This is a genomic window from Arthrobacter sp. CC3, from assembly GCF_039907775.1.
GTDB lineage: Bacteria > Actinomycetota > Actinomycetes > Actinomycetales > Micrococcaceae > Arthrobacter.
Genome location: NZ_JARCCY010000032.1, coordinates 1 through 22,555, shown reverse-complemented (window position 1 = coordinate 22,555; position 22,555 = coordinate 1). Strand labels below are relative to the sequence as shown.

General features: G+C 66.6%; 20 protein-coding genes. 6 read left to right on the top strand and 14 right to left on the bottom strand.

Features of this window, described 5'->3' with window-relative positions:
- The first annotated feature begins 66 nt into the window (after nt 1-66).
- The gene (locus PV761_RS17405) at nt 67-3,234 is read left to right on the top strand and encodes a beta-phosphoglucomutase family hydrolase (protein ID WP_347898637.1); all 3,168 of its coding nucleotides are present in this window, start codon (nt 67-69) and stop codon (nt 3,232-3,234) included.
- A gap of 13 nt (nt 3,235-3,247) precedes the next feature.
- Here the strand turns inward: PV761_RS17405 and PV761_RS17400 are convergent, their stop codons facing one another.
- The 7 genes from PV761_RS17400 to PV761_RS17370 all read right to left on the bottom strand — a co-directional run bounded on the left by PV761_RS17400 (nt 3,248) and on the right by PV761_RS17370 (nt 9,855).
- Nucleotides 3,248-4,249, bottom strand: a complete 1,002-nt coding sequence (locus PV761_RS17400; protein WP_347898635.1) for a zinc-dependent alcohol dehydrogenase family protein — start codon at nt 4,247-4,249, stop codon at nt 3,248-3,250.
- Between the two features lie 53 nt (nt 4,250-4,302).
- Nucleotides 4,303-5,241, bottom strand: a complete 939-nt coding sequence (locus tag PV761_RS17395) for a universal stress protein (protein WP_347898633.1) — start codon at nt 5,239-5,241, stop codon at nt 4,303-4,305.
- A gap of 65 nt (nt 5,242-5,306) precedes the next feature.
- The gene (locus PV761_RS17390) at nt 5,307-6,440 is read right to left on the bottom strand and encodes a YihY/virulence factor BrkB family protein (protein WP_347898631.1); all 1,134 of its coding nucleotides are present in this window, start codon (nt 6,438-6,440) and stop codon (nt 5,307-5,309) included.
- A 76-nt stretch (nt 6,441-6,516) separates the two neighbouring features.
- Nucleotides 6,517-7,113: a DUF3618 domain-containing protein gene (locus PV761_RS17385; RefSeq protein ID WP_347898629.1), complete on the bottom strand. Its 597-nt coding sequence runs from the start codon at nt 7,111-7,113 to the stop codon at nt 6,517-6,519.
- Nucleotides 7,114-7,146: 33 nt separating this feature from the next.
- Nucleotides 7,147-7,569 carry a phage holin family protein gene (locus tag PV761_RS17380; RefSeq protein WP_347898627.1) on the bottom strand — a complete coding sequence of 141 codons (423 nt, stop codon included), beginning with the start codon at nt 7,567-7,569 and terminating at the stop codon, nt 7,147-7,149.
- Complete coding sequence (locus PV761_RS17375; RefSeq protein ID WP_347898625.1) at nt 7,566-8,594, bottom strand: hypothetical protein; 1,029 nt, start codon at nt 8,592-8,594, stop codon at nt 7,566-7,568. Before PV761_RS17375 ends, PV761_RS17380 begins: the two co-directional genes overlap by 4 nt.
- Nucleotides 8,595-8,790: 196 nt before the next feature.
- Entirely contained in the window at nt 8,791-9,855 is a 1,065-nt protein-coding gene (locus PV761_RS17370; protein WP_347898623.1) for an NAD-dependent epimerase/dehydratase family protein, read from the bottom strand.
- 178 nt (nt 9,856-10,033) lie between these two features.
- Here PV761_RS17370 and PV761_RS17365 point away from each other — a divergent pair, with 178 nt between their 5' ends.
- Complete coding sequence (locus PV761_RS17365) at nt 10,034-10,951, top strand: fused MFS/spermidine synthase (protein ID WP_347898621.1); 918 nt, start codon at nt 10,034-10,036, stop codon at nt 10,949-10,951.
- A 229-nt stretch (nt 10,952-11,180) separates the two neighbouring features.
- Here the strand turns inward: PV761_RS17365 and PV761_RS17360 are convergent, their stop codons facing one another.
- Entirely contained in the window at nt 11,181-11,954 is a 774-nt protein-coding gene (locus tag PV761_RS17360) for a GAF and ANTAR domain-containing protein (protein ID WP_347898619.1), read from the bottom strand.
- A gap of 175 nt (nt 11,955-12,129) precedes the next feature.
- Nucleotides 12,130-13,026, bottom strand: a complete 897-nt coding sequence (locus PV761_RS17355) for a LysR family transcriptional regulator (protein ID WP_028270674.1) — start codon at nt 13,024-13,026, stop codon at nt 12,130-12,132.
- 132 nt (nt 13,027-13,158) lie between these two features.
- Between PV761_RS17355 and PV761_RS17350 the strand changes: the two genes are divergently transcribed.
- Both PV761_RS17350 and PV761_RS17345 read left to right on the top strand, forming a co-directional pair.
- Nucleotides 13,159-14,538 (top strand): MFS transporter, encoded by a 1,380-nt coding sequence (locus tag PV761_RS17350; protein ID WP_028270675.1) that lies wholly within the window; start codon nt 13,159-13,161, stop codon nt 14,536-14,538.
- An 81-nt stretch (nt 14,539-14,619) separates the two neighbouring features.
- Nucleotides 14,620-15,369 (top strand): 3-hydroxybutyrate dehydrogenase, encoded by a 750-nt coding sequence (locus tag PV761_RS17345; RefSeq protein ID WP_028270676.1) that lies wholly within the window; start codon nt 14,620-14,622, stop codon nt 15,367-15,369.
- Nucleotides 15,370-15,487: 118 nt separating this feature from the next.
- On the opposite strand, the gene PV761_RS17340 is transcribed toward PV761_RS17345, so the two are convergent.
- The 3 genes from PV761_RS17340 to PV761_RS17330 all read right to left on the bottom strand — a co-directional run bounded on the left by PV761_RS17340 (nt 15,488) and on the right by PV761_RS17330 (nt 18,170).
- Nucleotides 15,488-16,123 carry a LysE family translocator gene (locus PV761_RS17340; protein WP_347898616.1) on the bottom strand — a complete coding sequence of 212 codons (636 nt, stop codon included), beginning with the start codon at nt 16,121-16,123 and terminating at the stop codon, nt 15,488-15,490.
- 57 nt (nt 16,124-16,180) lie between these two features.
- A complete protein-coding gene (locus tag PV761_RS17335) occupies nt 16,181-16,459 on the bottom strand; it encodes a hypothetical protein (RefSeq protein ID WP_347898614.1) in 279 nt (92 codons plus the stop codon).
- A 190-nt stretch (nt 16,460-16,649) separates the two neighbouring features.
- The gene (locus PV761_RS17330) at nt 16,650-18,170 is read right to left on the bottom strand and encodes an amino acid permease (protein WP_347898612.1); all 1,521 of its coding nucleotides are present in this window, start codon (nt 18,168-18,170) and stop codon (nt 16,650-16,652) included.
- Between the two features lie 279 nt (nt 18,171-18,449).
- Here PV761_RS17330 and PV761_RS17325 point away from each other — a divergent pair, with 279 nt between their 5' ends.
- Entirely contained in the window at nt 18,450-20,009 is a 1,560-nt protein-coding gene (locus PV761_RS17325) for a DUF222 domain-containing protein (protein ID WP_347898610.1), read from the top strand.
- A 134-nt stretch (nt 20,010-20,143) separates the two neighbouring features.
- On the opposite strand, the gene PV761_RS17320 is transcribed toward PV761_RS17325, so the two are convergent.
- Together PV761_RS17320 and PV761_RS17315 are read right to left on the bottom strand one after the other, a co-directional pair.
- On the bottom strand, nt 20,144-20,998 hold the full coding sequence (locus tag PV761_RS17320; protein ID WP_347898608.1) for an SDR family oxidoreductase: 855 nt from the start codon (nt 20,996-20,998) through the stop codon (nt 20,144-20,146).
- 87 nt (nt 20,999-21,085) lie between these two features.
- On the bottom strand, nt 21,086-21,424 hold the full coding sequence (locus tag PV761_RS17315) for a hypothetical protein (protein ID WP_347898606.1): 339 nt from the start codon (nt 21,422-21,424) through the stop codon (nt 21,086-21,088).
- 215 nt (nt 21,425-21,639) lie between these two features.
- Here PV761_RS17315 and PV761_RS17310 point away from each other — a divergent pair, with 215 nt between their 5' ends.
- Complete coding sequence (locus tag PV761_RS17310) at nt 21,640-22,467, top strand: IclR family transcriptional regulator (protein ID WP_347898604.1); 828 nt, start codon at nt 21,640-21,642, stop codon at nt 22,465-22,467.
- Nucleotides 22,468-22,555: the final 88 nt, after the last annotated feature.

The following is a 22,555-nucleotide window of genomic DNA, read 5'->3' as shown; positions in this document are numbered from 1 at the left end:
CCAGTCAACCGGAAGACGGGTCCAATGTCACTGTGCAGGGCCGTCCATCGCTGGTAGGACTGAGCCATGACTGAGTCGCCAACCGTAGCTGCCGCGCTGGCGCCGGTTGACGCCGTGGTTTTCGACCTTGACGGAGTGGTCACGGATACCGCCGCAGTCCACGCCGCGGCCTGGAAGGAAATGTTCGACGCCGTCCTCCAGGACGCCCGGATTCCGGCGGACGCCCGGCGCGATCCGTTCACGGACACTGACTACCTGCGCTTTGTGGACGGCCGCACCCGGGAGGACGGCGTAACGGCGTTCCTGCAGTCGCGGGGGGTCCCACTGCCGGCCGGCGGGCACGCCGACGGCCCGGAAGAGTGGACCGCGGTGGGGCTGGGCGCCCGTAAGAACGGCATCTTCGGAGAACTGCTGGGCCGCCGGCCCGTGCCCGTTTTCCCTGGAACGGTGGCCCTGCTGGAACGGCTCAGGGCAGGAAAGGTCCCGGTGGCGCTCGCGACCGCCAGCCGGAACGCCCGCGCCGTGCTGGCAGCCGCCGGACTCCAGGATGCCTTCGACCTCGTGGTGGACGGAAACACGGCAGCCCGGCTGGGGCTGGCCGGCAAACCCGACCCCGCCCTGTTCCTCCATGCCGTCAGGGAGTTGGGGGTGGAGCCAGGACGTGCGGTGGTCATCGAGGACGCCGTGGCCGGCGTGGCAGCGGGACGCCGCGGCGGGTTCGGTCTGGTGGTGGGGATTGACCGTGCCGGGCACCGGGCGGAGCTGGAAGCCGCGGGCGCCGACGTCGTGCTTGAAGACGTCAGCGAACTGGACCTCGGCCTGGTCATCGCGGACCCCTGGCAACTGGTCTACGAGGGATTCGATCCCGCGCACGAAGGCCACCGGGAAGCCCTGACCACGCTCGGCAACGGATACATGGCCACGCGGGGCGCGGCCCCGGAACACCGCCGGGACGGCGTGCACTACCCGGGAACCTACCTCGCCGGTGTCTACAACCGGCTCACCAGCGTGATCCAGGGGCAGGAAACCGAAGACGAACACATGGTCAACATGCCGGACTGGCTGCCGCTGGACCTTTCCGTGGAGGACGGCCGGTGGTGGTCCGACGGCGGCCTGCAGCTCCGCAGCGAGCGGCGCACCCTTGACTTGAAGCGTGCCCTGCTGAGGCGGGAGGCCGTGTTGGAGGACAACGCCGGCCGGCAGCTTCACGTTGTTCAGCGCCGGCTGGTGTCCATGGCGGAACCGCACCTTGCCGCGCTCGAGATGACGGTGACCGCCCTGGGATGGGACGGCCGGGTGGCCATCCGCAGCGGCTGCGACACGGACATCACCAACTCGAACGTGCCGGTGGAAGCCCTCCTGTCCAACCGCCACCTGGCGGGCATCACGGTCTCCGGTGCCGACGACGGGCCAGGCTCTGCCACCCAGGTGGTTCTGGCGCGGACAAGCCAGAGCAGGATCGGAATTGCACTGGCCAGCCGGACCGAAGTGCCCGCCAGCCTGCATCCCGCCACGCCTGAACAGCTCGGCGGACTCTTCGCGCATCGCTTTGACGCGGACCTCCGCGACGGCGAGCCCGTAACCGTCACCAAAACCGTGGCAGTGGTGACGTCCCGCGACCACGCCATTTCTTCGCCCCGGACCGCCGCCTTGGACGTCCTGAACCGCGCCAGGGGCGGCTTCGAGCAGCTGCTGGCCCGTCACGAGGCGGCATGGCGGGGACTGCTCACGCCCTTCATGATTGAGTTCGACGCATCCAACGAGGCACAGCTGATCCTGAACCTGCATGTCTTCCACCTGCTCCAGACCATCTCCGCGCATACCGCGGAGCTGGACGCCGGCGTTCCCGCCCGCGGCCTGCATGGCGAAGGCTACCGGGGGCACATTTTTTGGGATGAACTCTTTGTCCTGCCCCTCCTGACATCCAGGCTTCCCGCCGTGACGCGGGCGCTCCTCGATTACCGGTGGCGCCGGCTGGGGACCGCCCGGGACGCCGCCAGGGCGGCAGGGCTCAAGGGGGCCCTGATTCCGTGGCAGAGCGGAAGCGATGGGCGGGAGGAAACACCAAAGCTGCTGTTCAACGCCCGTTCCGCCCACTGGGTCCCGGACTACTCCCACCTGCAGCGCCACTCTGGCCTCACGGTGGCGTACAACGCCTGGCAGTATTTTGAAGCCACCCAGGACCGGGCCTGGCTGATGCACCATGGCGCGGAAATCATTGTGGAAGTGGCCCGGCTGTTCACCTCGATGGCCGACCACGACCCCGCGGACGACAGATTCCACATCCGGGCCGTGGTGGGCCCGGACGAATACCACACCGGCTACCCCGACAACCCCGGGGGAGGCCTGGACGACAACGCCTATACCAATGTCATGGCGGCCTGGGTGTGCGATCTGGCGGTGTGGATCATGACTTCCCTGCACGGTTTCGACGTGGACGATTTCCGCGATCGACTACGCGTCACCGAAGGCGAAATCGGGGCTTGGGCACAGCTTGGCCGAAGGGTATTCGTGCCATTTCACGCCGACGGCATCGTGAGCCAGTTCGCCGGATATGAGAATCTCAAGGAGCTGGACTGGGAGCACTACCGCCGCACCTACCGGAACGTCCAGCGCCTGGACCTCATCCTCGAAGCCGAGGGCACCAGCACCAACCACTACCAGCTGGCCAAGCAGGCGGACGTCCTCATGCTGCTCTACGTCCTCGGCCAAGACCAGCTCATCACCTTCCTGGACCGCCTCGGGTATGCCGTGACGCCCGAGCAGATCGCACGGACTGTTGACTTCTACCTGGCCCGGACCGCACACGGATCCACCCTGAGCCGGGTGGCGCACGCCTCGGTGCTGGCGCAGCTGGATCCGGAGCAGGCGTGGGACACGTTCCGCGAGGCGCTCGATGCGGACCTGGACGATACCCAGGGCGGCACCACCAGCGCGGGAATCCACCTGGGCGCCATGGCCGGATCCATCGACGTGGTGCAACGGAGCTTCGCCGGGCTGCGCATCACGAGGGACGCCCTGAATTTCGCGCCCAGCCTTCCGAAGGAACTCCGCAGGGTGACGTTCAACGTCCGGTACCGGGACCAGCTCCTGGCAGTGCACCTGGAGAAGGACCGGCTGAAGGTTAGCGCGGCCCCTGGAGACGCCTCTCCGGTGCAGGTCAGGCTGGGCACCCAGCAGGTCCTGCTGCACGCCGGGCAGGACCACGAATTCCGGCTGGGCGCCGGAACCTAAGGCGGGTTTGTGGCTAGTCCATATGCAGGACGGCGGCCCCGGTAATGCGGTCTGCGGCGAGGTCCTGCAGGGCCTGGCCTGCCGCCTCCATCCGGTAGGGCACCGTGGTGGGCCGGAGCGGAATGTCCGCCGCGACGCGGAGGAACTCCTCGCCGTCTGCCCTGGTATTTGCGGTGACGCTGCGCAGCTGCCGTTCCTGGAAGAGCTCGGATCCGTAATGGATCGGCGGGATGTCGCTCAGGTGGATGCCGGCCACGGCAAGAGTGCCCCCTCGGTCCAGGGCACGCAGCGCCTGCGGCACCAACCAGCCCACCGGGGCAAAAAGAATGGCCGAGTCGAGCGGCACGGGAGGTTCGTCGTCGGCGTCCCCGGCGAAAGCCGCCCCGAGCTCCAGGGCGAGGCGCCGGGCCTCCTCGGAGCGGGTCATGACGTACACGCTGGCTCCGCGGTGCATGGCCACCTGGGCGGCCAGGTGGGCGGAACCGCCGAAACCGTAGATGCCGAGGCGGCCGCCGTCCGGCACCTGGGCCCGGCTCAGGGCGCGGTAGCCGATGATCCCCGCGCACAGCAGGGGAGCGGCCTGCTCGTCCGAAAAAACCTCCGGGATCCGATAGGCGTAGTCCTCGTTGACCGTCACCCGGTCCGCGTAACCGCCATCCCGGTCCCAGCCCGTAAAGGTGGGGGAAAGGCACAGGTTTTCCTGCGAACGGAGGCAGAAGCGGCAGCGTCCGCAGGTGCCCCCCAGCCAGGCGACGCCCACGCGCTCCCCGATCCGGAACCTGGCGGCGCCTTCACCGAGCTCCACCACTTCCCCCACCACCTCATGGCCCGGAATGATGCCGGGCTGGCGGGGCGGCAGGTCGCCTTCGGCCAGGTGGAGGTCGGTGCGGCACACGCCGCACACACGCACGTCAAGCAGGACTTCTCCCGGTCCGGGGCTCGGATCGGGGCGTTCGCCGAACACCAGCGGATGCCCCGCCACGGGGCCCGGTTTGCCAACCCACCAAGCACGCACGGCACACTTCCTGTCCTGCTATTCCGGCACGGCTCTCGTTGGGGGCGCGGGGCTCACCGCGTGATCAGCAGGTTGCACAGCGCCCGCTCCAGGGCCGAGGACACGGTGCTCCCCGGATGGCCTTCCCGGTGATGGGCGCCCAGAACCAGGACGTCGGCCTGCGCCGCAGCGGTCAAGAGCTCCTTTTGCAGGGGATGGCTCTCCAGCAGGATGCCTTCCACGGGAACGTCGGGGGCGAGGCTCCTGGCGAGTTCCACGGCCTGGTCCAGGAGCTCCTTACCGTGCAGCGGTGCATGGCGCCCGTGTGTTGCGTGGTGCTGGTCGCCGGCCACATGGATCAATTGCAGCGGCACGTTCAGGGCGGACGCCAGGCCGGCCGCTTCCGCCACCACCTGGTCACGCCGGGGTTTGTCATCTATTCCGGCCGCGACGGGCTGGCCGGGACGGTTCGGGTAGCGGACCACCATCAGGGGGCACGGCGCGTGGACGGCAAGGTCGAGGCAGGCGGAACCCACCAGCTGTCCCAGGAAGCGGCCCATGCCGCGGTGGCCCACTGCCAGGACACTGGCGCCCTCCGCCGCGGCGCGGAGAACCTGCCCGGGCAGCCCCGGCTCGATGACACCGTCGATTTCCAAGGGGTGCGCCCTGCCTTCGGCTGCCTCAGGTTCGGCGGCCTCGGGTTCGACGCCCTCGCGCCGGGCGGCCGCTGCGGTTTCAACCTCGGCCGCAACTGAGCGGGCGAGGTCCAGGCCTTCCTGGAGGGTAGCTTCGGCGGCGTGCCTGAGCCCGCTGCCCTCAACGCCTTTTACGGGACCAAGGTTCTTGGTGAAGACGGGCCAGACCCAGGCATGGATCACCTTCAGCCGTCGGTTCGTGGCGGCGGCATACCCGGCGGCCCAGCGGACGGCAAGCTGTGCCGGTTCGGACCCGTCGTAGCCCACAGCGACCGGTCCGTCCGGGTTCGGCGCATTCCTCGGTGAAGCCGTCGGCATGGGACCTCCCCTCCATAGGCAGCGGCGCAACGTCCACCCAGTAGAGTCCGGAGTACCCCTCCGCGCTAGGGGCTTTGGTCCCGTTCGTCGTTCCGGCGTTCACGCTCATGGCGTTCGCGGAGGTCGCGTCCGCGCCGGATGTCCTCTTCTTCCTTGACCTGCAGCTTGTCGCTTTGCTTGGTGTCCCGGGGCGGCAGCTGGATTGTTTCCTCGGCTTCAATGCCGGCCTGGAGTTGGCGGCCGCGTTCCATCTCGGCGTCGAACTCGGCGCCGAACAGCAGGGACATGTTCAGGATCCACAGCCACAGCAGCATCACAACGACGCCGCCGATTGCGCCGTAGGTCTTGTTGTAGTTGCTGAAGTTGGCGACGTAGAAGCCGAAGCCCAGCGAAGCCAGGACGAAGATCGTCAGTGCGATCAAGGAGCCCATGCTCATCCAGCGGAATTTGGGCTGCTTCACGTTCGGGGTGGCGTAGTAGAGGATGGCGATGACCACCACCACCAGCACCACGATCACGGGCCACTTGGCGATATTCCAGGCGGTGAGGAACGCGCCGCCCAGGCCGATGGCATTACCGACGGCTTCGGCCACGGGGCCGCTGAGCACCAGCATGGCTGCCGTCAGCGCCACGATGATCACGGTGCACAAAGTGACGGCCAGCATGGTTCCGCGGAGCTTGATGAAGGGGCGGCCTTCGTCCACTTCGTAGATCCGGTTCATGGCCCGTCCGAAGGCGCCCACGTACCCGGACGCGGACCACAGGGCCGTCAGGATGCCGACGATCAGGGCGAAGCCGGCGGTGGAGGAACTGGTGAGCTCTTCGACGGGTTGCCGGATGATGTCCAGTGTGGAGCCCGGGGCTATGCCCTGGGCGATCTCCAGCATCGCCGCTGTGGTCTTCTCCGCCTGTCCGAAGATCCCGAGAAGCGACACGAGGGCCAGCAGGGCCGGGAACATGGAAAGGACGCCGTAGTAGGTGAGGGCGGCGGCGAGGTCCGGGCACTGGTCCTTGGTGAATTCCCGGAAGGTCGTCTTTGCGATGTACTGCCAGGAAGGTTTGGTGACATCACGCGGGCTGTCGGGTTTGCGCGAATCATCCGGTGCGGGCGCCGTGCGGGCCTTGGCGGTGCTGCTCTCCTGCGTCTCGGCGTCGGGACGGGCTGCGGTGCCGTTCCGGGTGGCGGGGTTCATTGCCATGGAAATATCCTCAAATCTGCCGGGGCCGGGCCGCCCCGCCGCAAGGGTGGAGCAGCCCGGCCAGGATCCGGTGTCGTTACACCTGCTGGACGTTGTCCTTGGCGTCCGCGGCGCGGTATTTCACGTCGTCCACTGCGCCCTGGCCTTCGGCCTTGACGTGGTCAGTGGCGTCGGCGGCAGTAGCCTTGACGTTTTCCATGGCTTCCTGCGCGGGGGCCTTCAGCCCTTCGGCGACGTCCTTCGCGGCCTCGGTCAGCTCCGTCGTCAGAGGCTCTGCCTTGACCTTGAGCGCCTCGGCAGCCTCGCGCTCCTTCTCGCTCGCCGGGATCAGCGACGAGAACAGCATCCCGGCACCGAAGGCGATGAGCCCTGCCGCGAGTGGATTGCCTTGCGTCTTGGTGCGGACCTGGCGGGGAGCGTCCCCGATGGCCGTGCCGGCGTCCGACAGGTGGGCCCCGCCACCGCTGGTGCCCGAATGCATCCGGTCAGTGGTGTGATCCGCTGCTCCCATGACTTTCTCCTTCACTCCGAACACGGCGTCCTTAACTTTGTCCGTCTGCCGGTGGACGATGTTGGACGGGGTAACTTTGTCCGCCACGGCGTCGACATTGGTGCCGAGCCGCGCGCGGGTTGCTTCGATGTCGGCGCGGATGGCGTCCGGGTTTTCACTCATCGTGTGTACCTCGAGCTCTCTGTGTACCTGGGTCTAATGACTGGGTTTGAGGGTGGGGGGGATTTCCTGGAGCGTCTCCGCCGTCTGCGGCATGCCCTTGATCGCGTTGAGCGCCTTGCGGCCAACGGACGCCAGGACGGCGGCGATGATGCCCCAGAGAACGGCGAGGACGACGGCGGACCAGCCGAGGCCCATGACCGTTCCCAGCGCCCACCAGAGGGCCAGGGACAGGAACAGGAGGACGAAGTGGCCGGCCACGCCGGCCCCGGCGAGCATTCCGCCGCCCTTCCCGGCACGGGAGGCTGACTGCTTCAGTTCGGCCTTGGCGAGATCCACCTCCTGGCGCATCAGCGTGGAGAGGTCCCGCGTCACGTCGCCCAGCAGGTCACCGAGGGAGGTGTTGTCAGCTTTTGCGTGGGCCGCCGAAGGGGGCGTTTCAGGATACTGGCTGCTCATCGCTGCCCTCCGCGCGGGGGATCCTCACGATACGGATCCTCACGGTACGGATCGTCGGCCAGGGGGTCCGTGGCCAAGGGATCCTTGGCCAGCGGATCTGCTGCCCACTGGTCCGTCTCGTCACGGCGCGTTCCCTCACCGTCCAGTGGATTGGGCGGGTAGGTGTCCGCCGGATAGTCTCCGGTACCGGCTTGGGGGCTGTCAGCGTAGGCGCTGTCGCCATAATCGCTGTCGGCGTAGGCGCCCGTGCCCGCTCCGGTGCCGGCCATACCGGCAGTGGTCGCGTTCGGGGCCGGCATCTGCACCGGCGGCGGCGGAACTGCGGTTCCGGTATCGGGAACATAGCCCGGCACACTTGAAATAGGAGCCGTGGTGGTGCGCCCGCTTTGAACGGCGCCCGATGAATCCGGTGCCCCCGCGGCCAAGCTGCGTGTCAGCCGGCCAGCAAGGATGCCCGCTCCCGCCGCCAGCACGAGGAACGTTCCCGGGCGCTGCCGGGCGAACGTCTTCACCTCGTTCAGCAGTGAGCCGGGGTCGCGGCCTTCCAGCCATGATGCCACCGAGGCAGACCGGTCAGCGGCCTGCCGGATCAGGTCCGTGGCTACGCCGGGCTGCTCGGACGCGTCAGCCATGGTGCGGAGTTCCCCGGAAATGGAGTGGAGACCCTGCGCTACCTTTTGCTGCTGGAGGCCTGCCTGGTCCGTGAGGTCCGTCTTGGCCTGATAAAGCAGATCCTTGGCGTTTGCCTTGACCTCTCCGGCGACATTGGCTGCCTCGGCCTTGGCGGTTTCCGCTACGTGCTGGGCGGAATCGGTGGCCTGGTGGGCGAGGTCCCCGGCCTCGTGCTTTGCCGTCTCCGTCTTCGACGGCATGGCTTGGGTTGCCGGAGCCGCCGCGTAAGCGTCGTTGGTTACCTGAGTTGCCGGGTAGGCAGCGTCATTTTCCGGAGTCGCCGGGTATGCGGTTTGCTCTGCAACCCCAGGGGTGCCGTAGCTACCGTCCTGTGGCCATCGGTTCTCTGTCATCTTCGCACTCTCTTTCCAAGAAGGTCGGCTACTGATCAAGAACCAGTAAGAACTGGCCGTTAAATAGTAAGCATGATTACTATCAGATAGTAAGTGCCCTTGGTGTATTAGTTTTCGCAGCACGAATCTTCCGGTGCCCAGCCGCCCGGCGGCTCCGCAGGCTAGTCCAGGCAGACTGTCCCGGCGGCTCCGCAGGCTAGAGGCGCGGCTGCAGCAGGGGAGAGCCCGCCGTCCCGCGCCCGCCTGTCAGCCCGTCGATCACCTCACGGATCGCATCCACCGAGGACGTGTGGGGCTCCCACCCGAGCACCTCGCGCGCGCGGCTGGTGTCCATTACCGGGGCGCCTTCGGCCATCGCAATCCAGCCTGCGTCCGTTGGCTGCAGGTGAAGCCGCCAGCTTAGGTCCACGGCCGCTCGGACCAGCGGGAACGGAACAGGCAGCCACCTCTTGGCATGGAAAATCCGTGCGAGTTCCACCGGCCCGATCACGGGCTCGGCGGCAATGTTGAACGCGCCGGCCGCACGGCGGTCGAGAACGCGCCAGTACGCGTCAGCGAGGTCGTCGGCATGGACCGCCTGGAAGGCCAGGCCGCGGGGCAACGGAATGATCGGCAGGCTGGGATTCCGCGGCAGCAGCCGGGGAATCAGGCGGCCGAGGAAGTACCGGCCGATCTCGCTGCCTGCCTCAGCCTGGAAGGAGAGCGCCGGACGCAGCCTTGAAACGGTGATGCCAGGATTTTCTGCTGCAAACCTGTCCAGCAGGGCTTCCTGTTCGGCCTTATGCCGGCTGTAGTGTGATTCCTGGATGCCGGTGACCGGCCAGTCCTCGTGCCGCCGCGTTTCCTTGCCGGAGCGGCTGTAAGCCCCCATGGAGGACGCGCACACCACGTGCCGCACACCGGCTTCCCTGGCTGCGCGGAGGACGTTCGCAGTCCCCGTCACGTTCGTCCGATGCAGGACCGCCTCGTCGCGGTTCGGCTGGAGGATCCACGCCAGGTGCACCACCGCATCCGCCCCGGCGAGCGCCGCGCGCAGCTGCCCGCCGTCGTCGTCCGCTATGTCCAGGGCGTGCCATTCCACGCCCGAGTAGGGCGCCACCGTGAGGTCCGGCGTGCGGCGGCCGATTCCCGCAAGTTCCAGCTCGCCCGGCCCGTCTGTGTTTGGCCGTTCGGTACCGTGCCGCGCCGACCGCTCCTGCTGGAGGCGCCGCAACAGGGCCGTGCCCACATTTCCGCTGGCGCCAGTGATGACGATCCGCATGCCCGTCCGCCCTTCCGAATGGCTGGAAAGCACCGACCGACGTACCGGTCGGGCCGGCCAGCGTGTTTGGTTCGGAATTAACGCTACCGGCCACCGCTTAATGAGCAACCGTGACGCTGCCGCCGTCGGGGGGCGGGTCAACTAGGGTTGATGCATGAGCAACACGGTGGCCGGCTAAATGGCACGTAAGGGCCGGGCTGCCGGCAGGAACCCTGAACGTTCGACGCCGGGAGTTGTGGAAGTGCCGAAGGGAACCCGCCCTGACGGGCCGGTTGAGGGCGTGTATTACATCGATACCGGGGACTGCGAGCTGATCGCGGACCAGGACAACTCAAACGGCTGGCTCCTGCGGATCAACGGCGTCATGAGCTCGCACATCGACCTTGCGGACCCCCTCTTCCTTGATTTCGAGTACATGCGCTGGATGTCCGCGCTGGTGGAATCACGGTGGCCCCGGGAGGCCAGGCCCAAGCTGCGCGCCCTGCACCTGGGCGGCGGTGCGTGCTCGCTGGCGCGCTACTTCCACGCCGCGTACCCGGAAGCCCGCCAGGTGGTGGTGGAGTTGGACGGCAAGCTCGCCGAGTACGTCCGCGGCTGGTTCGATCTGCCCAAGGCCCCGTTGCTGCGGCTGCGCGTGGGCGAAGCGCGTGAGGTGACGGAGTCGCTGACGCCCCAGACCCGTGACGTGATCATCCGCGATGTGTTTGCCGGTGCCCTGACGCCCCGGCCGCTGACCACTGCCGAGTTCAACGGGCACGCCAAGCGGGTGCTGGCTCCCGGCGGGATCTATGTGGTGAATTCCGGCGACGCTCCGGACCTGAAGAATGCCCGTGAGGATGCCGCCACCATCGCGGCCGTCTTCGAGCACACCCTGATCATTGCCGATCCCGCCATGCTCAAAGGCAGGCGCTACGGCAACATGGTGATGGCCGGCAGCGACCAGCCGTTCGACGACGACCCCCAACTGGCCCGCAGGCTCCTGGGCGGCGGCGTCCCCGCCCACATCTGGAATGACGCCAAAGTTCGGGCCTTTGCAGCCGGCGCAGCCGTCCGCCATGACCCTGAACCGCCGTCGCGCGGCTCATCGGCTGCGTAGCCGCCACCTCTATAGCGGCCGCACAACGTAGGCGCAAGACCGGTGCAACAAAAGCCCCGGCAGCCGCAAAGTTGGCTCAAGAATCGGCTTTTGTGCCGTTTTTCGCCATCCGGGCGCTGTGCGCGCTGTAAGTTTGTGGAAGCTCTCCGCTTTCCCCCAAGACCGGAGGGCAGGAAGCCCCCGCGCTTGAGTCCACTGACTCGCGCAGGGGCTTCCTTCATTTCTACCTTTAGTGCGACCGGCCCCCGGTACCCGGAAGTTCGGTACCCGGAAGTTCGGTGCCCGGAAGCTCGGTACCGGGAAGTTCGGCGCCGGACAGGATATCCGCGGCGATGGCGTGAAGCTTGCTGTCGTTGGCCCGTGCCGCCAGGTGCAGGAGGTCCATGGCCTGGTCCCGGCTGCAGCGGTTCTGCAGCATCACCAGGGACACGGCGGCGTCAATGACAGCCCGCGATTTGAGGGCTGAGCGGAGGTGCTCGGGATAGATCTCCGCCGGATGGACACGCAGCGCGAGCCGGAGGATCCGGGAGATCGAGTCGGTGTGCTCCTCGACCGAAGCGATCGTGGCGGCGTCGAACGCGTCGGTGCTGCGGGCATAACAGTTGAGCGCAGCAGCGGCGCCTTGGTCGGTGCGGATCGGAACGGCGAGGACTGACCGGATGCCCTCTCCCGAGACGGCCTCCGCATAGTGCTCCCACCGGCTGTCATTGAGCAGATCCGGGACCAGCACCGTGTGCTGTTGCCGGAGGGCCGTCAGGCAAGGACCGTCGTCGTAGTCGTATTGCTTCTCGTCCATCCGCAGGGCCTCGTCGTCGCTGCTGGCCACGGTTGCCGGGCTGCCGTTCCGCTCAACTGTGATGGCGCACAGCATCGGATCGCGCCCGCCCAGGCGGGAAGCGGAGATGGTGGTCAGGCCCAGAAGGAACTCGGTGAATCCCGGGCTGTCGAGCAGCAGGTCCTGGAGTTGCTCGGCCGTGGGTGCGTCGTGTGTCTCGGGAGCCATGGCGGCCTCGATCCTTGAAAGCCGGGCCACTTGGGGCCGGTCGGAGGCCGCGGACTCTTGATCGCCCGCAACCACGGTGGTGGATATGGACAGATTCGACGCACTGTCACCAGCGAAGGCTCTCCGACATCTCCTACCTCTGACACTACGCTGTGTAGAGGCCCGAACATAGGGCTCAGCGCCTGCCCAGGAGGGCCTCCCCGTGCTCGACGGTCTGGTCCCGTAGCGCCTGCACCACGGCGGCCACCGCCGGCCGCCGCATGGAGTCCGGCCGCAGCACCATCCAGTAGGGAAGCCGCTCGGAGAAGGCATCCGGAAGCAGCCTGACCAGGTCCTGGTGCAGGTCTCCCATGAAGCATGGCAGGAAGCCGATGCCTGCGCCGGCGCGGGTCGCCTCCACGTGGACAAAAACGTTGGTGGAGCTCAGGCCGTCCTTCATGGCGGGGACGAGCCGGCGCGGGGCGTCGAGATCGTCCACCTGGAGCATCGAGTCCACGAAGTAGACCAGTGGATGTTCCGTCAGTTCCTCCACCGTTGCCGGCGTTCCGTTTTCGGCCAGGTAGGCCCGGGAGGCGTACATTCCCAACACGTATTCGCCCAGCTTGAAGGCCTCGGCACGGTGCACCTGGGGCTCACCCACCACCACCTCGATGTCCAGTCCGGAGCGCTGCTGCAGGGCCCGCCGGGTGACGGTCACGATCTCCACGCTGAGCCCGGGGTGCTGGCGGCGCAGCCGTGCCACCGCCGGGGCGGCGATGTAGGCGCTGAAGCCGTCAGTGGCAGTCATTCGGACAACCCCCGTGATGGGGTCAGGTGCTTTGCCTGGCTGGCCCAGGCTGCGCACGGCCTGTTCAACCTGCTCGGCCACCAGCACGGCCTCCGCGCCGAGTTCGGTGAGCTCCCAGGCGCCGGCCGCCCGGGAGAGGACCCGCCCGCCCAGCGTCTTCTCCAAGGCCGCTATCCGGCGCGAAACGGTGGTGTGGTTCAGTCCCAGGGCCTGCGCCGCCGTCGTGAATTTAGCTGAGCGCGAGACGGCCAGCAGGACCAGAAGGTCATCGGGATTAGTGTCCATATCTGCAATTCTGCACACAAGGGGTGCTGGTTTGGCCATTGAAGTGCAGAGTTTCTGCGGCAATACTCATCTGAGCCCATTCAGTGCTGTGGATCACAGTGCGTGTCATCGTGGACACTAAGGAGAACAAACATGAGCGTAGAACAACGCTCGGCAACACCGGCCGATTCCGCCCCAAAGGGCGCGGGCCTGAAAAAGATCGTCGCAGCATCCATGGTCGGCACCGTGGTGGAATGGTACGAATTCTTCCTCTACGCCACAGCAGCGACCCTGGTGTTCGGGAAGTACTTCTTCCCGGCCACCGGTAACGAGCTGGACGGCATCATCCAGGCCTTCATCACGTACGCCGTTGGCTTCGTGGCCCGCCCGCTCGGCGGCATCGTCTTCGGCCAGATCGGCGACAAGCTGGGCCGCAAGCCCACCCTGCAGCTCACCATCGTGATCATCGGTGTGTCCACCTTCCTGATGGGCTGCCTCCCCGGCTTTGCCGAGATCGGCTACCTCGCACCGGCACTCCTGGTGTTCCTGCGCTTCATCCAGGGCTTTGCGCTGGGCGGCGAATGGGGCGGCGCGGTGCTCCTCGTCGCAGAGCACAGCCCCAACAAGTCACGCGGATTCTGGTCCAGCTGGCCCCAGTCCGCCGTTCCGGTGGGCAACCTGCTGGCCACGCTGGTCCTGTTCATCATGTCCAACGTCCTGAGCAGCGCGGACTTCCTCAGCTGGGGCTGGCGCGTGGCGTTCTGGCTCTCCGCCGTGATCGTGTTCGTCGGCTACTACATCCGCACCAACGTCTCCGAGTCGCCGATCTTCCTGGAAGCGAAGGCACAGCTGGAGCAGGAGCAGGCTGTCAGCTACGGCGTCGGCGAGGTCATCCGCAAGTACCCCAAGGGCATCCTGCAGGCCATGGGCCTCCGCTTCGCGGAAAACATCATGTACTACCTCGTGGTCAGCTTCGCCATCGTGTACCTCAAGAGCGTCCACAAGTACGACACGTCCTCGCTTCTGCTGGCGCTGCTGATCGCCCACGTCATCCACTTCCTGGTCATCCCGCAGGTGGGACGCCTCGTGGACAGCTGGGGCAGGAAGCCCGTGTACCTGGTCGGCGCCATTACCGGAGCCACCTGGCCGTTCTTCGCCTTCCCCATGTTCGACACCAGGAATGCAGTGGTGATCGTCCTCGCCGTCACCATCGGCCTGTGCCTTCACGCCTTTATGTACGCCGGCCAGCCCGCCATCATGGCTGAGCTCTTCCCCACCCGGATGCGCTACGCCGGGGTATCCCTGGGCTCGCAGGTCACCTCGATCTTCGCCGGTTCGCTGGCGCCGCTCCTGGCCACCCAGTGGCTCAAGGACACCGGATCATGGGTGCCCACCGCCATTTACCTGGTGGTGGCGTGCGCCATCACCACGGTGGCAGTGTTGAGCCTCAAGGAAACCAAGGGCATTGCCCTGGAGGATGTGGACCGGGCCGACGCCGAACGCGAAGGCCTGCCTGTAGCAGCCACACGCTGAGCTGCCTGAGTTTTGGCCGGCTCCAGCCCCGCTGGAGCCGGCCGGCTCGCTGAAAAAATCTTTGAACTGGAAGGCTGGGTTATGGAAAACACGCTGAACGGCCGCAAGGCCCTGGTCACCGGAGGCGCCGGCGGCATCGGCGCTGCCAGTGTGCGGGCCCTCGCCGCACGGGGCGCCAAAGTGGTGATCGCCGACGTCGACGAGGCCGCCGCGGCAGCACTTGCCGATGAAGTGGGCGGCACCGCCTGGGCAGTGGACCTGCTGGATGTGGATGCCTTGGCAACCCTCAGCCTGGACTGCGACATCCTGGTCAACAACGCCGGGATCCAGCGCATCAGCCCCATTGAGGAATACGATCCGGCCGACTTCCGCCGGCTCATCACCCTCATGCTCGAGGCGCCGTTCCTGCTGATCCGGGCGGCGCTGCCCCACATGTACGCGAACAACTTCGGCCGGATCATCAACCTCTCGTCGGTACACGGAATCCGTGCCTCCCCGTTCAAGAGCGCGTACGTTTCGGCCAAACACGGACTGGAAGGGCTCAGCAAGGTGACGGCGCTGGAAGGCGGGGACCACGGTGTCACCTCCAACTGCATCAATCCCGGCTACGTGCGCACGCCCCTGGTGGAGTCGCAGATCGCCGACCAGGCCAAGGTCCACGGCATCCCCGAATCCGAGGTGCTGGCGAAAATCATGCTGACCGAGTCCGCCATCAAGCGGCTCGTGGAGCCGGAAGAAGTCGCGTCGCTGGTTGCCTGGCTCGCCTCGAACGACGCCGGCATGGTCACCGGCGCCAGCTACACCATGGACGGCGGCTGGTCGGCTCGTTAGTTCCGGTCCGCCCGCAGATGCGGGCGGCACGGACATGTTCCGCGTGCTCGCTCGTTCCTCGCTTAGACGCACGCTTCCACATGCCCGACGCCGCCCGCCTCCAACTGCGCGGCCCAAACTATGGCTTTGCACCTGTTAAGGCGAGGGTGCCTCCGAGGGCGATCATCATTGCTCCTCCTGTGGTGCTCAGCGTGGAGATGCGCCGCGGGGAGCGGGCGAACCACTGGCGGGCGGTTCCTGCTGCCAGCGCCCAGATGCTGTCCGAGACGAGGGCGATCAGCAGGAACACCGCCCCCAGACTGGCAAGCTGCAGCGGGATTCCGCCGGCGGAGTACTCCACGAACTGGGGCAGCACCGCCACGAAGAACACCAGCGACTTCGGGTTGGTGGCGCCCACAACGAATCCTTGCCGGAGGACCCGGAAAGTGGAGCCGGAACGCGAAGGATCGGCCGCCGTCGTACTTGTTCCACGGTGCCGGATCGCCTGGATGCCGAGGAACACTAGGTAGGCTGCGCCGGCGAACTTCACGATCGTGAAGAGCAGGACCGACTGCGCCAGGGCAACACCCACACCGAGCGCCACCGCAACGATCTGCGGGACCATTCCCAGCGCGTTTCCCAGGACACTGAGCAGCCCGCCCTTGCGGCCCAGGGCCAGGCTGCGTCCGATCACGAACAGCACGCTGGGCCCGGGGACGGCAATCAGGACGGCGGCGGCTAGGGCAAAAGTCAGCAGATTGCTCAGTGGAACCATGACTGATTTTAGCGCCGGGGAAGCCCTGGGAAGCCCTGGGTGGCCCGGCCAGTACGGTTACTCCGGCGTTCGAACCTGCCGATAGTCGTAGTAGATCACTTCGGGTACCAGGTCGGGGTGGGCGTCAGCCGCCGTCCGCAGGCCCAGCGACGAGCCGTGGATGACCGTCACCACGCCAAGCCGGCGGCCGTTGAAGGGGTCGTCGGCAAGGACTACGTCCCCGATCTTGAACGGTACGGCGGCCGTGCGGATTTTCTGCGCTGCGGCCTTCAGCCATGAGATCAAGCGGCGCCGGGCGCGGGGGAAGGGAGGCCGGGAGGCTGGATGATCCTTCATCAAAACCACTCCTTTGCAGTGCCTGAACCAGCAGGACTCGCAGGCGGTCCGGATGCTGCGGCAAGTGGTCCACGTCCGGTCTGCGCCTGGGGTCCAACCTAAGGCCAAATCCCACCCGTCGCTTGCGTAACTCTTACCCCTTCTGTACCGTCCAACACTCGAAATTTATTGGGCACTACTTGCCCGGTGTTCAAGCGCCCTGAGCCGTCTCGTCGACAAGTTCGGCGCGGGCGCGCCCATGGCCGCGGACCCACAGGCGGTAGGCCACCATCAGCAGCCCCAGCCACACTGCACCCACGTAGAGGGCAACCCGGGAATCCTCGAACGCACCCAGGATCGCGATCACCAGGGCCATGAACGCGATGGTCAGGATGGAGGCCGCCGGCCACCACGGAGAAGGGAATTCCGACGCCGGGAGCCCCTTGCGGGCGATCTCCCGTTTCATGGCCACATGGGACGCCAGGATCATGACCCAGACCCAGACGGTGGCAAAGGTGGCGATCGAAGCGATCAGCAGGAACACGTCCTCGGGCATGACGGCGTTCAGGATCACGCCCACCAGCAGGACGCCGGCCATCATCACAACGGTCATCCACGGCACCCCGTGGCGGGATACCTTGCCGAAGCTTGCCGGCGCATGGCCTTGCCGGGCCAGTCCGAAGAGGATGCGGCCGGCTCCGAAAATGTCGCTGTTGATGGCGGAGAGGGCAGCTGTAATCACCACGGCGTTGAGGATGTGCGGTGCGGCGGGAATACCCAGGCCGCTGAAGATCTGGACGAACGGACTGCCGTTGGCGCCTACCTCGTTCCACGGAAACAGGCTCATCAGCACGGCGAGGGTCAGCACGTAGAACAGCAGAACCCGCACGGGTACGGTGTTGACGGCCTTGGGAATGACCTTCTTGGGGTCGGCCGCTTCACCGGCCGTGACGCCGATGGTTTCGATCCCGCCAAAGGCGAACATCACGACGGCGAACGAGGCCAGGAGCCCTTCGAAGCCGTTGGGGAACAGGCCCCCGTGCTCCACGAGGTTGCCGATTCCCGGAGCGACCGTGGCCCCGCCGGCCTGGAAACCGAAGAGGATGATGGCTGCGCCGCCAGCGATCATGGCGATGATGGCCACGACTTTGATCAGCGAGAACCAGAACTCCAGCTCGCCGAACACCTTGACGCTGAGCAGGTTCAGGGCTGCCAGGAAGAAGATGATGGCCAGGACCCAGATCCAGCGCTCGACGTCGGGGAACCAGAACCCCATGTAGATACTGAAGGCGGTGACGTCCGCGATGGCCACGATGGCCATCTCGAACACATACGTCCAGCCGGTCACGAATCCGGCCAGCGGGCCGAGGTAGCGGCTGGCGTACTGGCCGAACGAGCCGGACACGGGGTGCCGCACGGCCATCTCGCCCAGGGCCCGCATCACCATGAACACGGCCGCTCCGCCGATCATGTACGCCAGGAGGACCGCCGGCCCGGCCTTCTGGATCGCGGAGGCAGAGCCGTAGAACAGCCCTGTGCCGATGGCCGACCCCAAAGCCATGAAGCGGATGTGGCGGATGTTCAGTCCGCGGTTCAGGACGGTGCCGACGGCGGTGTCGACGGCGGTGCCGGCGGCGGCGCGGGCAGTGCTTCCGGCGGCGCCGGAGGACGCTGCGGTGTCTTCGGGCGCGGTTTGTCCTGCAGTTTTGCTTGCTGTTGGGGCTTGTTGCATGCGAATACCTTCTCGTCATTGGGAGGGGGATCGCTATCCAGCAGACCATTTTCGCGCCCTACGTGATGAGCCTCACGGAGGTTTGGTGTCTTTCATTTCAGACTGTCCGGGCGGCTTCCAGTCACCTGGCTTCCAGGCACTCGGCGCGAACGGACACTTGCGGCCCCGCCGCCGCTGTGACCCCGCTGCGCACCCGGCGCGAACGGACACTTGCGGCCCCTCGGAGGCGCCAGCAGTGACGCCGCCAATAATGTCAGGGCCTCCGGAGATACTTTGGGTATGGAAAGCAGAGCCGTTGTGGAGACGATGGAGGCCGTCGAGGCCTCCGTCTCTGCGTTGTCTGGTCTGGTTCGCCACGCGGTGGGAAGCATGGGCACGGCCAGTACCGACCCGCTTCGTGACCAGGCGGATGCGTGCCTGGACGGACTGGCAGAGCTGGCGCGGACGGAAGCCCGAATGGCTGCCCTGAAAGTGCACTTCGCCGCCGGCTACGCGCGCGCCGCCATGGCCTCGGCGGCACCGGCTCGGTCCCCGCAAGAACACACCGCACAGGACATGGCCCTGACCGCTGAGGTGGCGTGTGTCCTGACGGTCAGCGAACGCACCGCCGGTGCCCTCCTGGCCGAAGCCCAGGCACTGAGCACTACCCTGCCGCTGACGTTGTCCGCGCTGCAGGCGGGGAACATTTCGTGGCAGCATGCCCGGATCATGGTGGACGAAACCGACAACCTCGACAAAGCGGGGGCTGCCGGATTAGAGGCTCACTTCCTTGACCCGGATGCGCCATCCGCTGCGCGCGGCTGCCCTGCCGGCGACCTCGTCCCGGCCCGGTTCCGGGCTAAGGCACGTACCTGGCGGGAACGGCACCATCCGGTCAGCATCGAAAAGCGCCATAATCGAAGCGCCGCCGAGCGGCGGGTGGAATACACACCGGACCGCGACGGCATGGCCTGGCTCTCCGCGTACCTGCCCGCCAGTCAGGCAGCAGGGGTCTGGGACCGCATCACCACAGCTGCAAGATCCCTCCAAGGAGCTGACGAGGCCAGGACCCTTACCCAGCTCCGCGCCGACGTCGCCGCGACCTGGCTCCTCACTTCGGGGCGCGAAACGGCAGGCAACGCAACGGCTGGAGACGTGCCTTCCCCTGCGGCGCAGGTGCTCATCACCGTTCCGGCGCTCTCGTTGCTCGGCTTATCCGAGGAGCCGGCCATGTTGGACGGGTACGGCCCGATCCCGCCGTCCATGGGGCGCGCCCTTGTCGCTGACGGCGCATCTTCATTCCTGAGGGTGTTGACGGACCCCCGCGACGGTGCGCCGTTGGAGGTAGGACGGACCAGCTACCGCATTTCCACAGCGCTGCGGCAGTGGCTCCGGCTGAGGGACGGGAAGTGTCCGTTCCCTGGCTGTAACAACCAGTCGCTGGACAATGACGCCGACCACCTCCTCGCCTGGGCTGACGGCGGGAGCACGGGGATCAGCAACCTCGGCCAACCGTGCCGCAAACACCACCGCCTCAAACACACCTCCGGGTGGAAACCCGCCGGCGCCAGCCCCACTGAACCGCCCGGCTGGACTTCACCCGCAGGCCGCCATTACGCCAGCGAACAACCCGACTGGGAACCACCCGTCTTGCCAGTAGAGATCCTGGCTATGACTACTAGTCGTGATCCAGGCGAACCCGACCCGGGTACATTGGAGCCGGGCCTGCTTGGTTCAGGCATGCCCGACTATTTGGACGAACCCCCACCCGAATTCGATCTGACGGACCATCCGCTAGCCGAGGACCCTTTCAAGGACTGGGAGCTCTTCCTGGCCTACGACTCCTACGCGGCTGCATAGATAGGCAAGTGTCGCACTGGAAGTTCTGCATGGGGAAGCGCAGTTGGCCTCCTTTGTCTTGCCCTGAATTGGGTGATGGATTCACACCCTTGCGGCCCTGGATTCTCGGCGGAAAGACCTCAGGTAAACTTCCCTCAGACAACATCGGGAGACGCTCGATAGGGTGTCGCGGCAGCGGAACGGAGCCCGCTCGCCGGGCGCCCCGCTTCCTGGACCTCAACCAGATAGCGCCAGCAGTCGGGCCGTGAGCCGTCGATATCGGTGAAGCCATACTCCAGCGCCAGGCCTCCGGAAGAGAACGACCCACCGGTGCGACCCTGCACGTCAGGGTCCGCGGCCAAAGAGGCAACGGCGCGTCCCACAAAGCGCGGGCTTTCGGAGATAGCGGCGAAATGGGGCTGGGTGTCCGCAGCGTCCCGCCAGTTCTCCTCGGTGACGCCGAAGTGCTCCAGCATCATTTCGGAGCGCATCCAGCCCGGCGTGAGCGCCACGGCGGTACAGCCGAACCGCTTCAGTTCGTCCGCCTGGCTGAAAGCGAGCCGCAGCACCGCATTCTTGGCGAGGTCGTAGAACGCCGACACCCGGTAGTGCCCGGCGTTGTACTCGCGGGTGCCGTCGGTCATTTCCACCACCAGGCCGCCGGGGTTCCGGATGAGCAGCGGTAGCGCGAAATGGCTGGTGATCAGGTGCGTATCGACGGCGGTGTGCAGCATCCGCAGGCCGGACTCCAAATGGTGGGACCACACCGGAGCGTCCCATTCGATGAGGTTTTCACCGCCCCAGATGTCGTTGACCAGAATTTCCAGGCGCCCGTGTTCGTCGTCGATCCGCTGCACCAGCGACTGTACGGCCTCCGGGTCCAGGTGATCCACCGCTACGGGAATGCCGACTCCACCGGCGGCATTGACCTGCACGGCCGTTTCCTCGAGGGTCTCCGGCCGGTTGTAGTCGGACCTGCGGCCTCCGGCGCTGCGGCCGGTGCAGTACACGGTGGCGCCTGCTTCGCCAAGGGCGACGGCGGTGCCCCGGCCACCAGCGCGACTTTTCCTGCCAGCGGTTTGGTCATGGCTGCGTTCCTAGGCATCCTGCTGCACGCTCAGCACGATGATCGCAGCGTTGATGCCGAGGGCAATGAGCCACCACTTGTTGAAGGTCAGCAGGAGCAGCGCGGTTGAGAGGGCTGCCCCGGTGATGGTTGCCGGCTGCCACCAGGATGCCCCTCCAATGAGTCCCAGGCCGCCGGCTGCCAACACCACTGCGGCCGCAACGGCCAGGGCGGCCGCGGCGCGCCTGACATTGCCGGCGAAAGGGGAGTGGCCGGCGTCGAAGGGTGCCTTCGGATCGGCCTTCGGCAGCCAGATGGCGAGGTGGATCAAGCCGTGGGCAACCAGGAAGAGCCCGGCAATCCAGACCATGGTGGCCTCCTCGCAACAGTCTGTGACCTCCATCGAAGCACCGGACGGGAGAAGCGGCATAGGGGCGGAAGTCCCCGGCCGGTCCCCGTCCTCATGTATGTCTGGTATCCCGGACGGCAAAGTGGTTCGATGGCCGTATTCGGTGCCGCGCAGGGAACACGCTTAAGTACGGGATACCGGACACCCCTTGATCCGGCGCGAACGATGGAGGAAACATGGCGGACGGCGAATCGCCCGCACGGACGGCGGCAAAGGCGCCTGCGAAGGTGGCGTCGAAAGTCCCGGCGGCGGAAAATACCTTGCGTATCCTCAAACTCCTGGCCTCCAAGCGCGGGCCGATGGCGGCGTCGAACATTGCCACGGCCCTGGGGTTGCCGCGCTCAAGCGTCTACCACCTGCTCGGCGTCATGGAGGCCAACGGCTTCGTGATGCACCTGCATGAGGAGCAGCGGTACGGACTGGGCATCAGCGCCTTCGAACTCAGCTCCGCGTATTCGCGGCAGGAGCCGCTGTCCCGGATCGGCCGGCCGATGCTCGCCTCGCTGGTGGACGTCGTGGGCGAAAGCGCTCACCTAGCAGTGCTGCACGGCCGCGATGTGCTGTACATCGTCGAGGAACGCGCCAAGAACAGGCCGTCCCTGGTGACCGACGTCGGCGTCCGGCTGCCCAGCCACCTCACGGCTAGCGGGCGGGCCATCCTCGCGGCCCTGCCCAAGTCGCAGGTCCGTGCGCTGTACCCGAATGCGGCCGCCTTCACGGCCCGGCACGACGTGGAGGGGGCCATCATGAAGTATTCGGCGCTGTCCTCGCATCTCGACCAGGTCCGGCAACGCGGCTATGCCACCGAACACGGCGAGGTGACACCCGGGTTCGGCTCGATTGCCGCCGCGGTCACGGACCATGTGGGATGGCCGACGGCGGCCGTCGCCGTCACGTTCCTCGAGGACAAACTGCCCGCGGACCAATGGCCGGCGCTCGCTGCCCGCGTCCGGAAAGTGGCGGACGAACTTTCCGTCCGCATCCACGGCCGCCCGGCCAAGTAGCCCTTACCCAACTAGTGGTGTGTCTCAGTTTTGTTTGATGGCTTCGAGAGCGACGCGGCCGCGGGCGACTTTTTTGAGGATTGAGTCT

What these genes read in the sequence shown, in the direction of transcription:
- PV761_RS17405 (WP_347898637.1), top strand. Translation starts at nt 67, where the DNA reads ATGACTGAGTCGCCAACCGTAGCTGCCGCGCTGGCGCCGGTTGACGCC.
- PV761_RS17395 (WP_347898633.1), bottom strand. Translation starts at nt 5,241, where the DNA reads ATGCCGACGGCTTCACCGAGGAATGCGCCGAACCCGGACGGACCGGTC.
- PV761_RS17390 (WP_347898631.1), bottom strand. Translation starts at nt 6,440, where the DNA reads ATGGCAATGAACCCCGCCACCCGGAACGGCACCGCAGCCCGTCCCGAC.
- PV761_RS17385 (WP_347898629.1), bottom strand. Translation starts at nt 7,113, where the DNA reads ATGAGTGAAAACCCGGACGCCATCCGCGCCGACATCGAAGCAACCCGC.
- PV761_RS17380 (WP_347898627.1), bottom strand. Translation starts at nt 7,569, where the DNA reads ATGAGCAGCCAGTATCCTGAAACGCCCCCTTCGGCGGCCCACGCAAAA.
- PV761_RS17375 (WP_347898625.1), bottom strand. Translation starts at nt 8,594, where the DNA reads ATGACAGAGAACCGATGGCCACAGGACGGTAGCTACGGCACCCCTGGG.
- PV761_RS17370 (WP_347898623.1), bottom strand. Translation starts at nt 9,855, where the DNA reads ATGCGGATCGTCATCACTGGCGCCAGCGGAAATGTGGGCACGGCCCTG.
- PV761_RS17365 (WP_347898621.1), top strand. Translation starts at nt 10,034, where the DNA reads ATGGCACGTAAGGGCCGGGCTGCCGGCAGGAACCCTGAACGTTCGACG.
- PV761_RS17360 (WP_347898619.1), bottom strand. Translation starts at nt 11,954, where the DNA reads ATGGCTCCCGAGACACACGACGCACCCACGGCCGAGCAACTCCAGGAC.
- PV761_RS17355 (WP_028270674.1), bottom strand. Translation starts at nt 13,026, where the DNA reads ATGGACACTAATCCCGATGACCTTCTGGTCCTGCTGGCCGTCTCGCGC.
- PV761_RS17350 (WP_028270675.1), top strand. Translation starts at nt 13,159, where the DNA reads ATGAGCGTAGAACAACGCTCGGCAACACCGGCCGATTCCGCCCCAAAG.
- PV761_RS17345 (WP_028270676.1), top strand. Translation starts at nt 14,620, where the DNA reads ATGGAAAACACGCTGAACGGCCGCAAGGCCCTGGTCACCGGAGGCGCC.
- PV761_RS17340 (WP_347898616.1), bottom strand. Translation starts at nt 16,123, where the DNA reads ATGGTTCCACTGAGCAATCTGCTGACTTTTGCCCTAGCCGCCGCCGTC.
- PV761_RS17335 (WP_347898614.1), bottom strand. Translation starts at nt 16,459, where the DNA reads ATGAAGGATCATCCAGCCTCCCGGCCTCCCTTCCCCCGCGCCCGGCGC.
- PV761_RS17330 (WP_347898612.1), bottom strand. Translation starts at nt 18,170, where the DNA reads ATGCAACAAGCCCCAACAGCAAGCAAAACTGCAGGACAAACCGCGCCC.
- PV761_RS17325 (WP_347898610.1), top strand. Translation starts at nt 18,450, where the DNA reads ATGGAAAGCAGAGCCGTTGTGGAGACGATGGAGGCCGTCGAGGCCTCC.
- PV761_RS17315 (WP_347898606.1), bottom strand. Translation starts at nt 21,424, where the DNA reads ATGGTCTGGATTGCCGGGCTCTTCCTGGTTGCCCACGGCTTGATCCAC.
- PV761_RS17310 (WP_347898604.1), top strand. Translation starts at nt 21,640, where the DNA reads ATGGCGGACGGCGAATCGCCCGCACGGACGGCGGCAAAGGCGCCTGCG.